The organism is Viridibacillus arvi, from assembly GCF_001274945.1.
Lineage (GTDB): Bacteria > Bacillota > Bacilli > Bacillales_A > Planococcaceae > Viridibacillus > Viridibacillus arvi.
In genome coordinates this window covers 917,944-932,077 of sequence record NZ_LILB01000001.1, presented here as the reverse complement: position 1 = coordinate 932,077, position 14,134 = coordinate 917,944, and the positions used below count along the sequence as shown (strand labels likewise).

At 34.1% G+C, this 14,134-nt stretch carries 12 protein-coding genes and 1 pseudogene; 12 read left to right on the top strand and 1 reads right to left on the bottom strand.

Annotated features, from left to right (window positions below; translation table 11 throughout):
* The first annotated feature begins 382 nt into the window (after nt 1-382).
* The 8 genes and pseudogenes from AMD00_RS04390 (at nt 383) to udp (ending at nt 9,606) form a co-directional block, all read left to right on the top strand.
* The gene (locus AMD00_RS04390; RefSeq protein WP_053415855.1) at nt 383-979 is read left to right on the top strand and encodes a TetR/AcrR family transcriptional regulator; all 597 of its coding nucleotides are present in this window, start codon (nt 383-385) and stop codon (nt 977-979) included.
* Nucleotides 980-1,042: 63 nt separating this feature from the next.
* Nucleotides 1,043-2,188, top strand: a complete 1,146-nt coding sequence (locus AMD00_RS04385) for an MFS transporter (protein ID WP_053415854.1) — start codon at nt 1,043-1,045, stop codon at nt 2,186-2,188.
* Between the two features lie 191 nt (nt 2,189-2,379).
* Nucleotides 2,380-2,784, top strand: coding sequence for a hypothetical protein (locus AMD00_RS04380; protein ID WP_053415853.1), 405 nt, complete (start codon nt 2,380-2,382; stop codon nt 2,782-2,784).
* 422 nt (nt 2,785-3,206) lie between these two features.
* Nucleotides 3,207-3,776, top strand: a complete 570-nt coding sequence (locus AMD00_RS04375) for a TetR/AcrR family transcriptional regulator (protein ID WP_053415852.1) — start codon at nt 3,207-3,209, stop codon at nt 3,774-3,776.
* Between the two features lie 99 nt (nt 3,777-3,875).
* Nucleotides 3,876-5,282: a serine hydrolase gene (locus AMD00_RS04370; RefSeq protein WP_083446103.1), complete on the top strand. Its 1,407-nt coding sequence runs from the start codon at nt 3,876-3,878 to the stop codon at nt 5,280-5,282.
* Nucleotides 5,283-5,672: 390 nt separating this feature from the next.
* Complete coding sequence (locus AMD00_RS04365) at nt 5,673-6,296, top strand: HD domain-containing protein (protein ID WP_053415851.1); 624 nt, start codon at nt 5,673-5,675, stop codon at nt 6,294-6,296.
* Nucleotides 6,297-6,741: 445 nt separating this feature from the next.
* A complete protein-coding gene (locus AMD00_RS04360; protein ID WP_053415850.1) occupies nt 6,742-7,965 on the top strand; it encodes a chloride channel protein in 1,224 nt (407 codons plus the stop codon).
* Between the two features lie 862 nt (nt 7,966-8,827).
* Nucleotides 8,828-9,606: pseudogene (gene udp, locus AMD00_RS23855) on the top strand (uridine phosphorylase).
* A gap of 135 nt (nt 9,607-9,741) precedes the next feature.
* Here the strand turns inward: udp and AMD00_RS04350 are convergent.
* Entirely contained in the window at nt 9,742-10,467 is a 726-nt protein-coding gene (locus AMD00_RS04350) for a MerR family transcriptional regulator (RefSeq protein WP_053415849.1), read from the bottom strand.
* 89 nt (nt 10,468-10,556) lie between these two features.
* On the opposite strand from AMD00_RS04350, the gene AMD00_RS04345 reads away from it, so the two are divergent.
* The 4 genes from AMD00_RS04345 (at nt 10,557) to AMD00_RS04330 (ending at nt 14,132) form a co-directional block, all read left to right on the top strand.
* Nucleotides 10,557-11,261: a CPBP family intramembrane glutamic endopeptidase gene (locus tag AMD00_RS04345; RefSeq protein WP_053415848.1), complete on the top strand. Its 705-nt coding sequence runs from the start codon at nt 10,557-10,559 to the stop codon at nt 11,259-11,261.
* A gap of 291 nt (nt 11,262-11,552) precedes the next feature.
* Nucleotides 11,553-11,858 (top strand): NIPSNAP family protein, encoded by a 306-nt coding sequence (locus tag AMD00_RS04340; protein ID WP_053415847.1) that lies wholly within the window; start codon nt 11,553-11,555, stop codon nt 11,856-11,858.
* Nucleotides 11,859-12,525: 667 nt separating this feature from the next.
* Entirely contained in the window at nt 12,526-13,365 is an 840-nt protein-coding gene (locus AMD00_RS04335; protein WP_053415846.1) for a YitT family protein, read from the top strand.
* A 488-nt stretch (nt 13,366-13,853) separates the two neighbouring features.
* Nucleotides 13,854-14,132 (top strand): YesK family protein, encoded by a 279-nt coding sequence (locus tag AMD00_RS04330; protein ID WP_053415845.1) that lies wholly within the window; start codon nt 13,854-13,856, stop codon nt 14,130-14,132.
* The last annotated feature ends 2 nt before the right edge of the window (nt 14,133-14,134 follow it).

Here is a 14,134-nt window from a genome sequence, read left to right as displayed (position 1 = left end):
GGGTGCTTTACTTGAAGATCATTGAGTTGCATATGCAGCTCTTTTTTTCTTTATTGAACTAACGGGGCAGGTTAGTTCAATAAGAACCGTTAAAAAACGTGCAAACTTTTTTTATGAAGACGGAATGCCAAATTACAAACTAAGAAGCCATTTTGCAATTTTTTTAAATGGCTTCTTTTTGTTTGTTACTAAATAAGGAATGGTTCAATACTTTTACTCAAACTTTATTCAAAACCTACAAGTATATCTCTTTTCCATCCAATTATATTGGTAGATACTAGATAATCAACAGAGGAGGTTGGTTTAATATATTTTTTATTGACCGAATGGTACAAAAAGTGTATTCTTTTAATAGTAACTTCGAAATGAAAGGAAGATATCATTGAGCAAACGTGGCAGACCGCGAGATTTCGATTACTCCTCAATCGTAGATGTTGCGATGAAAACATTTTGGATAAATGGATATGAGGGATGTTCTACGCAAAATTTATGCAGTGATACCGGTCTTGGTAAAGGTAGTTTATATAATACTTTTGGAAGTAAACATGAGCTTTATAAAAAAGTGTTAGAACGCTACCATGAAAATGGGATTAGAGACCAAAAGGAAATATTAGAAAACCCAATCTCAGTTAAAGAACGGCTTAGTAACTTTTTTGCTTGGGCATTGGAGGAAGATTTTAAACATACCGATCATAAAGGGTGTTTACTTATTAACGCCGGTTTGGAACGGGCTAATCACGATCCAATGGTTGAAGAAATTGTATCAAAGCATGTTGAACTTCTTTTACAAGCTTTGGAAAGAGTAATGGAGGAAGGTTTACGAACCGGTGAAATCAAAAGAAGACAATCAGCTGTTGATTTAGCAAGCCTTTTTTTAAGCAGTTACTATGGACTTCGTGTACTTATTACATCCGTTCAAAATCGAACATTGGCTGAACAAATTATAAATGGAACAATGGAATCTATTTTTGGCGCTTAAAGCGCTCTTTTTTTAGATAATTTTTGTACCGATTGTTACAATAATAAATAGGGAGTGTCAATTTTGCCATCTATAATATATTTACTAGCTTTAACAATTTTTTCTATGACCACATCTGAATTTATGGTGGCGGGTATGATGAACGAACTGGCTAATGAATTTAGTGTTTCGATCTCATCCATTGGGTATTTAATTACCGCTTATGCAGGAGCTATGGTGGTAGGAGGCCCTGTTCTAACTGCTACACTCCTTCAAATTCGTCGAAAACAAGCACTAATGGTTTTAATTGTTGTCTTTTTGATTGGCCAATCGCTAGGCGCAGTTGCTTGGAGCTATAATTTCATGATGTTAGCGCGTGTTATAACCGGCATTGCTTCATCTGCAGCTTTTGGAGTTGCCATTTCTATTTCAGCAACTTTAGTTCATCCTAACACAAGAGGAAAAGCAGCTTCGATTGTCCTTGCGGGCTTAATGATCGCTACGGTATTAGGGTTACCAGTTACAACAATTATTTCTCAAAATTTCGGTTGGCGGATTAGTTTTTGGTTCGTTGCAATTCTTGTATTAATATCAGGAATAATGATTCAAGTGTTGTTACCATCATCCTCAAAAATAGATCTGGTGAATCTGAAGGATGAATTTTCTAGTTTTAAAAATCGTCATCTCTGGGCAGCGTATTTAACGAGTATGTTGATCATTGGCGGTACGTTTGCAGCGTTTAGTTATTTTACTCCTATTTTTACAAATGTTACGGGATTCTCGAGTACAAGTATTCCGTATTTACTTGCCATTTACGGCAGTGCCACAGTAATCGGAAACATTTTGATTGGTAGATTTGCTGATCGTTTTACAATGAGAATACTAGTAACTGGATTAATATTATTAATCACGGGGTTAATTCTATTTGCATTGGGTGCCGCAAATAAATACATTGCTGTCATTTCCATTGTTCTTATTGGAATGACTGGTGTAGCATTGAATCCGGCCATGGTCACACGAGTAATGAATAAAGCGGGAAGTGGGACTATGGTAAACACTGTCCATACTTCTTTTATTACGCTAGGTATTGTCATCGGTTCGTCGTTTGGTGGCATAGTGATCAACAAAGGTTATGGGTTTGCATCTCCTTTGTGGGTGGGGGCTTGTTTAGCCACCTTAGGTTTACTTTCATTAATACCATATTTGCGTAAGAGAAATACTGATTGTTAACATAGGAACTAATAGATACCATTCTTCCGGTTAGATTGAAAAACTTAAATAACTGTTCTAGTTTATGGCTATTTTCTAAAAGATAGTTGCTATTCAACTAACGGGTGCTTTAGTAGAAGAAGGAAAAAAAGTTATGCAAGGCGAAAAAGATTACTTATAAAGTTCTAAACTAACGGAGGTTGAAGTTCAAAATGGACCCAAGGAAAGTATTTTTAATTGAACTACACGAAATAATTAAAGATTACTCAGAGATACGAAATCAACTTGTAGACCCATCCGAAGATAACATTATATGGGATGAGTTTAAGTTGAGTAAAGAAGAAGTAAATGCTTTAAAAAAATATAATTTTGATGATGTAGCTTTATCAGCTATTGAAAAAACAGTCAGAGACACTATTCTGGGAGCATTCCACGATGCTTTCGCCTTATTGGACGCTGTTGCAGACCCTAATATTGTTGAGGTTGATAAGACTTGGCTGGGATTAGCACTAAGTGAGCGTGAGCTGAATGAGGAAGAAGAGAACGAGGAATTTCTGCACGATGAGATTTACGGTGCTTATTGGGATTGGTTGGAACAGAGAAATAAAGATAAATAATCGCTTTAGCTCACAATTGTTTGTGAAATTTTTTTATTAAACTAACGGGTGCTTTACTTGAAGATCATTGAGTTGCATATGCAGCTCTTTTTTTCTTTATTGAACTAACGGGGCAGTTTAGTTGAACAAATACTGTGAATTTAAATTAAAGTTCAATAATTTATAAAAAAGCCTGATCATTTATAACAAAGTTTGATTTTAGATCTATTTTGTAAAGTATTTCTTTGTTCAACAATCGGGCCATTTAATTGTATAAAAAAAGGGATTTTTGCTTGATGATTTTCTTTTAACAGCCAAACTTTTTTAAGAAATAACGCTACTTTATATTAAAAAAAGCAGGAAAATTTTGAATATTCAATTGACTTTTTGCTGCGATACGAAATATAATTTGGTTGGTCGACCAAACAATAAGGAGAGATAAAATGAGTGCTAAGGATAAACGTCAAAGATTAATTGATGCAGCATATAAAGTTTTTAGCAGGAAGGGATTCAATAGTGCCTCTATAAAGGACATTGCTCACGAAGCTGGCATTACTCCTGGACTTGTTCATTATTATTTTAAGAATAAGGAAGAGTTGTTATTCTCCGTCCAGAGTGATATTCAAAAACGATACCATATTCAATATGATGGCAAAAAAGAGTCGGAAATAAATCCATTGGATGTTTTGTTTGAAATTAAATCAAGAGTTGAAAAAGATCCTGATTGGTATCGTTGGAGATATGAGCTTTATTCTTTAGGATTAAAGAATGATCCATATAAACAAGAAGTAGCAAACATTTTACTAAACGGGAGAGAGAGTCTTTCTAATCCCTTAAAGAACCTAATCGTTGAAGCTAAAGAAACTGATGCCCTTGCCGGTATTTTATTGGCTTGCTTCGATGGACTAGCCCTCCAAAAAATGTTCGATGACGAATTTGACCTTGATCAAACGTATAAATTGTTAATTGACTTATTAGAGATATATTTAAAAAAAGAAACAATTAGAGTTTAATAGAACGTTGATTGTTAATTGACTTATTAGAGATATATTTAAAAAAAGAAACAATTAGAGTTTAATAGAATGTTGATTGTTAATATGAGGAGAAAAACAATGAAAAAAGCAATCATTTTTTTAGGGAGCTTACTACTCCTACTATCCCCTTTTTCTGCTTCAGCTAAAACGGAAGATACTAAACAAAAAATAACAAATTTTATGAAAGAGTCCTTAGATATGTATAATATTCCCGGCACATCATTGGCGATATTAGAAAACGGGGAAACGATTTATCACAATCAATGGGGTGTTTTAAGTGATGGGTCAAATGTAACAGCAGACACACCGTTTCTTATCGGTTCTTTAAGCAAACCAATTACATCTCTTTGTATTATGATGTTAGTGGAAGATGACAAAATAAAGCTGGATGAACCGATACAGTCCTATATCCCATCGTTTACCTATCAAACAGACAGTTCAAAACGAATTACAGTTTTGCATCTATTAGAACAAACAAGTGGTATTAGTGAGATTGAAGGTCTTAAAGTGACGGACAAGGATAGGCCAAAAGAGGGGGCAATCACTCAAGCTATAAAAGAACTTAGTGGTGTAGCGTTATCTCATGAGCCTGGAGAGGTTTATGAATATAACTCTGCTAACTATTTACTCTTAGGGGCAATTGTTGAAAATGTTTCGAATCAAACCTTTTCAGATTTTTTGAATACGAATATTTTCACCCCCCTTGGTATGGAAAATTCCGCTGCTGATTATGAAAGTGCGGTAGAAAAAGGATACATCCCAGGTTTTGAGTCATGGTTTGGTAAGCCAGTTGTAAGTGATGGATTTTATGATCATGCGGGAGCACCTTACGGCTATATTGCTTCAAGTTCAAATGATTTAGCGAAATTTTTAAAATTTATGTTAGAGGGCGGAGACTTATTATCAGAACAAAACCTTGAGTTATTAAAAACTCCTCCAGTAGAAGGTAAAACATACGGTTACGGTTGGCATTTTTCTAAAACAGAACATTACCCTTTCCACGGTGGGGCCACCTCTGATTTTAGAGCGCAAATGTTTTTTATACCTGAAGAAAATATTGCAGCAGTACTTTTAACCAATAAATATAATTTTATAGAAGATGCTCAAGTTTCTCATATAATGAATGGAATTCGATCTATCCTGAGCGGGAAAGGTCCAGATGAATTGCCTGTACAAAGCTATAGTATCCAATGGAGTTTACTAGGGATTACATTACTCTTAGCTATTTTAACGATAATCTATTTCATCAGTCTTAGAAGAAAGAAGGTTCTAAATAAAAAAATAGCGTTTACTGTTGGAATCATTTCACTCCTCCTAGCTGTGGGACTGATCCCACTATTTGTTTATGTTATAGGTACCCCATGGAAAAGTATTAGTTTCTTCGCACCGGACATAGCATTATTAATCTATTGTTTGGTAGCAATATTTGCTCTTAATGGAATTATGACTTTAATAATAACAATTCTTAAAAAGAAAATTACATAAGCATATCCATGGGCAAAATACTACAAATAAAAAAACATTCAATTATAGGGCGCTTTAATTAGCAAGGATTACAAAAATTATCAAACTTTTTTATAAAAGGATGCTACAATTATGGGATTTAATTCAATTTAAGGAAGGGAATCAGATGTTCCAACAATAGTTTGTGAAATAACGCACTTAAACTAACGGGTGCTTTAGTAGAAGATCGTTGAGCTGTTTAGACAGCTCTTTGTCTTATTCAACTAACGGGGCAGGTTAGTTGAAGAAGGATTTGAAAGAAGAATAATCTTTAAAAAGAATAGACCTTTATATGAAGGTTGATTTAAACTAAATTAGTTTTCATTAATGGAGTTATTTTAAAAATACAAAAATGTAGAGGAGCATTAAACTATGCAACATCTAAAAAGTGTTTTAGAACTGATTAAACTGGGAGAAAAACTAAAAATGGAATTACGACATAGCTGGTTGTCAGATGGTCGTCGAGAAAGTGTTGCAGAACATACATGGCGTGTTGCCTTAATGGCAATGGCAATAGAATCGTCCCTTCCATTAAAAGTAGATAGTGAAAAACTTCTCAAAATGATTATTATCCATGACTTAGTAGAAGCATATGCAACTGATATTCCTGCTTTTGAAACAATGAATAATTCAGAGGCCAAAGAAATTAAAGTAAAGAATGAAATTGCTGCAATTGAAAGAATCCGTGATTTGTTAGGAGGAGAGAGTGGTCAGTTGTTTTATGATTATTGGTTTGAATTCGAGCAAAAAAACACTTACGAAGCTAAAGTTGCGAATGCCTTAGATAAATTGGAAGCGCAAATTCAACATAATGAAGCGGATATAGATACATGGTTACCGATTGAATATGAAATGACTTACATGTTGGGAAAACATACTGACTTTGACCCAGTATTGACCGAGCTAAAAGATTTAATAGAAGCGGATGGTATCCAAAAACTTAAAGAATCTGGTTTGGACACCGATGATATAAGGACAAAAGCTTATCCCTCATAGGCTTTTAAGCTATTCAACTAGCGGGTGCTTTAGTTTAAGATCGTCGAGCTGCTTAGGCGGCTCTTTTTTCTTCTTCAACTAAAGAGGCAGATTAGTTGAATAAGAAGGGTTGTTTGTAGAGAAATATTGTTAGTCAATAATAGAACCGTATTTTTGAAATAAGGAGAAATAAAAAATGAGATTATGGCATGTAGATTTATTAGAGTATCTACCAAAAGGACAAGCGTAAGCCGTCATGCGTACCATAACGCTGCGCTTTTTTATATTTCGGGCATACTGAGATTTAGCTCACGCATTTCATTCATGTGGAAACTATTTTTCTGCTGAGATGTCTAACACCAGTATTGATAAGAGATAATTATGTAACGAAGCATGTCAGTGGCAACGTCAGAAATTTTTAATGCATCAGGATCTGTGCTTTTTAGGAAAGTGGGGCAATAAGAGAATGAAGTTTATAGGAGCAGGTACTTTTATTCTATATAGCATCGTTACAGGGGGATTTATTGGGCTTCTCGTATGGAGCTTTCTCGCTATTATTTCTGTAACGACTCGCTTTTTATGGGTTGATTTGCCGAATGTAATTGATATTGGATATTGGACACTAATCGTGAGTGTAGTTGGCGGTATTTTGATAGGTCTATCTCAAAAGTACCTTGGTAATTACCCACGATTAACAGATGAAGTATTAGCAGAATTCAAGCAAACAAAAAGAATTGATTACAGTTCAGTGTTTAAGGGCGCCATAACTGCAATTTGTGTACTTTCTTTTGGAGCCAGTCTTGGTCCCGAGGCGGCTTTAGTCGGGATTGTAGGAGGCCTTTCTACGTGGGCAGGAGATGTTTTGAAATCATTAGTTAAGAAAAATTCTGTATTAAATGAACATGGAGATATCATCATCGAATATAGTATTGAGACAACAATGGGTATGGTTTTTAGGGCGCCGCAATTTGGAGTTAGTACATTGTTTGAAGATAAAAAAGAATCAAAGCAAATTAAGCTGATAAAGATAGTTGTATATTCATTAACTACTGCTGCAGGTTTTTCTGTATTTATACTATTATCCAAAATAGATAACAAACAATTTTCCATAGCAGATTTTGGTACACCAGTATTAGAAAGATATGAAATATTAGCAATAATTCCGCTGATCCTTTTAGGAGTATTGCTTGCAAAATTATATAATTTTTTTAGTCATAGCGCCCAAAAAATACTCAAACCACTTGAAAATTATAAAGTCATTAGGGCTGTTATTGGCGGGATAGTACTAGGATTAGTCGGTACAATTCTTCCTATTACTTTATTTTCGGGGGAGCATGAGTTAACCGAAATAGCTACTAAGTGGACCGGTATGTCAGCTTATTTATTATTGGCAATAGGTATTTTAAAGCTATTTTTAACTGAATTTTGTTTAGCCTCAGGTTGGCGAGGAGGACATATATTTCCTATTATTTTCGCAGGGGTAAGCATAGGCTATGGAATTGCGTCGTTATTCTCGATAGATCCAGTAACAACCATTGCCATAGTCACCACATCTCTCACCAGTGCAGTACTCAGGAAGCCGCTGGCAGTTTTTTTGCTTTTAATCATGATCTTTCAAGTGAAGCTGGTTATACCTATGTTAATTGCAGCATATTTACCAGTGTATTTATTAAAGCTGAAACGGGGATAACTTAGCTGAATACATCCACATCTTAGTTTATTCTATTGTCAGCACTCGATACATGTCGAGTGTGGCTTGGTTGGAGTTAGAGAAATAAAGTAAGCCCCCAATCAAACAACGCATATCCAAATGTAGCACCTCCTTGGTACGATCAACGTATCAATTTTAGGAGGTGCTTTTTGATGCCACAAGAAAAATCACCTAATAGTAAGGGGTATTAGAGTTTCCTTTAAAAAGGAAGCTCTTTAAAATTTTCAACTAAAGCGGTGGCAGTTCTAAATAATCATACAATTGTGTAGGGTTGTACTCAAGCTATAGGAGGCTTTACTTCAATAAGAAGTAGAGCCTTTTTCTTATTGAACTAACTGAGCAGTTTACTTCAATTAGGAGTTATACCCTATTTCGCAGAAGTAAAAGTTAATAGTATATAAAGGAAGTGAAATCAAAATTGTTTAATTTAAATAAAAAGATTTACTGGTCACTAACAATACCTTTCGTAATTTCATTATTTATTTTACTTTATGTAATACCTGCTAACCAAAGAGCTTTCATAGTAAGCTTTACCTATACCATTTTGGATAATATACTCTATTCTTAATAAAATTTATCCTGAAAAAAATAAGTAATTCAAAACTAACGGGTGCTTCTTGAAGATCATTGAGTTCCATATGCAGCTCTTTTTTCTTTATTGAACTAACGAGGCAGTTTAGTTGAACAAGAGAAAAAGGAAGAGAATGAAAAAGTTGAATATTATATATTAGATATTTTAGGATAAATGGGAATGTCTGTAATGTTCATTAGCAAAAAATATTTTGGCTTATAAAAACAAAAGATAGAGTTAAGACTTACTAATATAAAATGAAAAGAGGAAATGATTATGAAAAAAGCAGATGGTAAACAGTTTCATATTGGAGTACGTGACGGAGAAGTAGGCAAATATGTAATTGTGCCAGGAGATCCAAAGCGTTGTGAAGTTATAGCCAAATATTTAGAGAATGCTGAAAAAGTAGCGGATTTAAGAGAATATACAACATATACAGGCTACTTAAATGGGGTGAAAGTAAGCGTAGCATCAACTGGAATTGGTGGTCCAAGTGCTGCTATTGCCATACAAGAATTGGTAGATGCTGGAGCAGATACATTTATTCGCGTGGGAACTTGTGGAGGAATGGATCTGGATGTTCAAGGTGGAGATTTAATCGTGGCAACTGGTGCGGTAAGAATGGAAGAACAAGTAAAGAATATGCACCTATCGAATTTCCAGCAGTGGCGAATTATGAGATTGTGAGTGCTTTAATAGGAGCGGCGAAAGATGAAGGCAGAAATCCACATGTTGGTGTAGTTCAATGTAAAGATTCTTTCTATGGACAACATTCACCAGAAACGAAACCAGTTAGCTATGAATTAGTTGGCAAATGGCAAGCGTGGCTAGACTTAGGGTGCTTAGGTTCTGAAATGGAATCAGCAGCACTATTTACAGTTGCAAGTTACTTAAAAGTTAGATGTGGTACGATTCTTCTAGCGGTGGCAAATCAAGAAAGGGAAAAAGCAGGATTATCTAATGTCGGAAATTATGATATTGAGCCTGCTATTCAAATTGCTGTAAATGCAATAAAGAATTTAATCAATGCAGATAACAATAGCAACTAACGGGTACTTTGGAAGAAGATCGTTGAGCTGTTCAGACAGCTCTTTTTTTATTCAACTAACGGGGTAGGCTAGTTGAATAAGCCGTTTGTGTTTATTATATTATGCTAATTACCCCGACCATTCATATACTTATGCCTAACCTGTTACATTAGCAATACAACGCTCCACATACTCCAGTACTTCTTCCGAAATCGGGTATAGGCCCGTTTCCTCAGAGGGCAGTTTTCTGACTTCCCAGAACTTATCCATCAACTTCGTATCTCCTTGAAAAGTATCGTTTGATATTTCTATTAACTCGCAAGCAATTTGATGACCTTCGTTTGATTCAGGTTTAATATCGTGTTTTATACACCATTCAATTCGTCGTAGCAAAGAAATATACTGATGTGTGGTCCTATCATTGTTGCCGAGATTTGGAATGGTCTCTTGCAAGAGTAACTTTTCATCAACTTCAAAATAGTCAATCCATTTTTTAGAGCTATTTTGTGAAATTTGAATAAGTTGAGAGACACGTTCCCAAGACAAAGATTCTTCCAAGTCGACCATATTGATTAAAGATTTTGTATTAGTAATGCTTGTTTGAAGTTTGGAAAGTTCATCTTGTAGATAATTGTGATGCGAAATTAGAATTTGTTTATAGGATAGTTTATTTAATAAATCGCGTATATTTTCGAGTGGAAGAGAAAGTGATTTTAGAATGATGATTTTTTCTAATTTAAACAAATCCTCTTCTGAATAATATCGTCGACCATTATCTTCTTTAAAACTTGGTGTGAGGAGATCAATCTGATCGTAATAACGAAGTGTGCGAACGGAGACATTTCGCTGCTTTGATACCTGTCCAGTGGTCCATCGTTTCATATTATTCCCTCCTGAAAAAAAAGATTGCAGGTGACGTAACGTCATCTAATACACTTGGATTATACCATATATAGGAAGAGGGGTAATGGATGAAAATAAATCAAATGAACTGGAAAGAACAAGACTGTTGGAGTTTGAAAGAATTCATATTATTAATGTTACTTGAATTTGTGTTTGTAATAGGATGTATTAAATTCGTTGTTAAACCAATTTATTCTCACTGGTTTGATAATGATCTATATTCTGGAACATTAATGGGGTTAACAATAGCGATTATTCTAATTTTAGGTATCTATTTTATTGCTCTTCATCCCAAAAAACTTTCCTGGAGTGAACTAGGGATAAAATCATTCGCTGTGAAGGATTGGAAAATAATCATTATATTTTCTGTTATCTTAATGGTTGGTGCCCTGATAATTGTAGTGCTTACTAGTCTTATAGGGAATTCGTGGGAGAACAGCAAAACCGAGGCAATACAGCAAAACGTAACTTTCATTACGGTTCTAATTGCCTTTATCTCTGCGGCAGTTATCTCACCAATATACGAAGAAATTTTTTACCGCGGTTTTTTATATCGCTGGTTACGTACACGCATAGGTTTTGTTGGAGCTATTTTACTTAGCTCGATAATATTTACAATTGTTCATATTCCAACTTATAATGTAATGCCAGTAAATTTTTTTAGTGGTATCATTTTTGCTTTAGCATATGAACGAACAAATTCGATCTGGCCATCAGTGATTATTCACGGTTTAACTAATGGAATTATGGTGTTGCTGACAAGTTTGGGATAAAGATAATGTTATGAGTAGCCGAAACATACAATGCAACCTACCAGATACAAGACCTGAAGAGGACTGTTAATAAGTAGTCTTTTTTATTATGCAGCTGTCGGGGGAGCATTCCTGTAATGAATAAGATTAATTAAGTAAAATCAACAAAGTTTGTGAAGGAAAATACTTGAATAGGGTGCTTCAGTAGAAGAATATTTGAGCTGTTTAGACGGCTCATTTTTTTATTCAACTAACGGGGCAGATTAGTTGAAGTATATGTTATGATAAGAAAAAGATTTTAGGAGGAATAAAATGGTAACATGCTATTTGAAGTACGTTATTGACCCTTATAAAGTAAATGAATTTGAAGAATACGGTAAGATGTGGATTCCACTTGTAAATAAATTAGGTGGTACACATCATGGCTATTTTCTTCCACATGAGGGTGCTAATAATATTGCTTATGCCTTATTCACTTTCCCGAGTTTAACAGAATATGAAGAATACCGAATGAAAATGGCATTGGATGAAGAATGTCAAGCAGCAATTAAATTTGCAGAAGACAATAAATGTATTTTAAGTTATGAAAGAAGTTTTATGCGTCCTATATTTAAGTGAATATATGTTAAAGATGAAAAAATTTTAATCATACCTTGTTAAGCTAACAGGGGGTTGATTAGAAAGATCTCAATATTAGTGATGTTAAAGAGTAAGCCCTTCCTGTTATTAAGCAGGAAGGGTTTTAAAATGAATAAAAAATACATCCATCTGTTCAATTCAACAACTAAAAGTGGAGTTACGGATATATATTCTTCCAAGCCTTGCTCTTTTATCACTCGCTCAGCTTCACTCTCTATTTTTCCTAACTTTACTCTGTGACACATTCATTTTGTTCTGGATATAAAAGGGTATGAAAACCAGTAGGGAAGGAGTATGATGAAACTATTAAAACTTTCATAATTGGGCATACTAAATTAAAAACAGAGGTATAGTCGATGGGGAATTGGCAGGGAAGGTATTAAACCTTACATAGTTGCTGACAATACCGCTTCCGATACAAAGAAGCTCCACGCAACATTAAAAAGTTGTATTGTAGGCATCATGACTTCAGTAATGGAGGTGCTGATTTGCATATAAAAGATACTCCGTCTTCTATTGTGTAGATTTAGATTAAAGTAAATCCTATATTAAAATATATAAAAGACTACTGTTCGATTTATATGTTCCACGATATAATGGTGAGAGTTTGTTTCTAGTAAATATTTTATAAGCAGTGAGGTAGTATATGAAAAAAAGAACCACAGACATTATTTTTATCATTATTGGTGCATTTATTTTTGCGTTAGGTGTTAATTTATTTGTTATTCCGAACGAGCTTGGTGAAGGAGGAGTAACTGGTATCACGATTATTACCTATTATTTATTTGAGTGGTCACCAGGTTTAGTCAATTTAATACTGAATGCATTTTTGTTAATAATCGGTTATAAATTTTTGAATAAAATAACAACGATTTATACGATTATTGCTGTAGTTTCTAACTCGCTTTTTCTTCATCTGACAGAAAGCTGGAATATTGCTTCTGATGAATTGATGGTAAATGCCATTTTTGGAGGAATATTTGTAGGGTGCGGGATTGGCCTAATCATTCGGGTTGGCGGAACAACAGCAGGTACTACCATCTTAGCAAGGATAACACAAAAGTATTTAGGATGGAGCATTAGCTATGGTCTATTGTTTTTTGATTTAATAGTTGCTTTTTCATCTTATTTTATCATTGGTGCGGAAAAGCTGATGTTGACCATTATTATGCTTTATGTAGGAACGAAAGTAATGGAATTTGTAATCGAAGGCTTGAATTCGAAGAAGGCCATTACGATTATTTCTGATAAACCGAATGAAATTGCCAAACAGGTGACTACATCAATGGACAGAGGGGTAACCGTATACTCAGGTCATGGTTATTACACAAAAACCCCAAAGGAAATTCTTTATATTGTTATTAGTAAGCAAGAAGTAGTAAAGTTGAAACGGATTGTTCAATCTACTGATCCGAGTGCTTTCATCGCTATACACGATGTTCGTGATGTGTTCGGAGAAGGATTTATTGATATTTCTAAAGCTTAGTAAGAAGTTTTTATAAAAGAGTTATAATCTGTAGAGTTGGTATTAGATAGATAGCTACTTGTTTGAATTACCAATCTGAGAAGAGGAAGCCCCTTATTAATGGCTTCTTATTTTGACAATTTTCTTGTAAAAAAGTTGGCTCCTGGATGGAGATTACCTGAAGGTTTAACTAAAGAGTTATATTACACCGTATATTAAAAATTTGGTTAATAATTGTTTAACAACAAAGGCAGAAAATGATTATTTATTTTATAAATATCAATCTTAATACTACAATATAAGAATCCATTTTGATAAATCTTTTATTTCAAAATGGATTCTTTTTATTTATCGTAAAATAATGGCTTGTTGGTTAGTATTAATCAATCTTTATTCAAATTCCTAGCGTGAACATCAAAACCCCTCTGTTCCTAAATAAGAGATAAAATGTAAATGTTGAAACGTATTCCGATTAATGGTATTTTTAAAACTATAAGGGGGAAATGTATATGATGTTTTTACCTTTATTATTTGGCATTATTGCTGGTGTAGTTCTGACGATTATAGCATTGTTGTTGAAGAAAAAAGGGTACTCTAAAACAACAATTAATATTTACACGTTGGCATCATTAGCTTTAGGAGTAGTAATTATTGCATATGGATTTACAGTAGTAAGAGGATTTGAAGGTTTCGCTTATTTATTGTTAGGAATTCCAATTGTTCTAATTTCTATTATTACTATTTGCATGACCTTTCTCTGTAATACAAAAAAACATCAAGTAGTTTAATT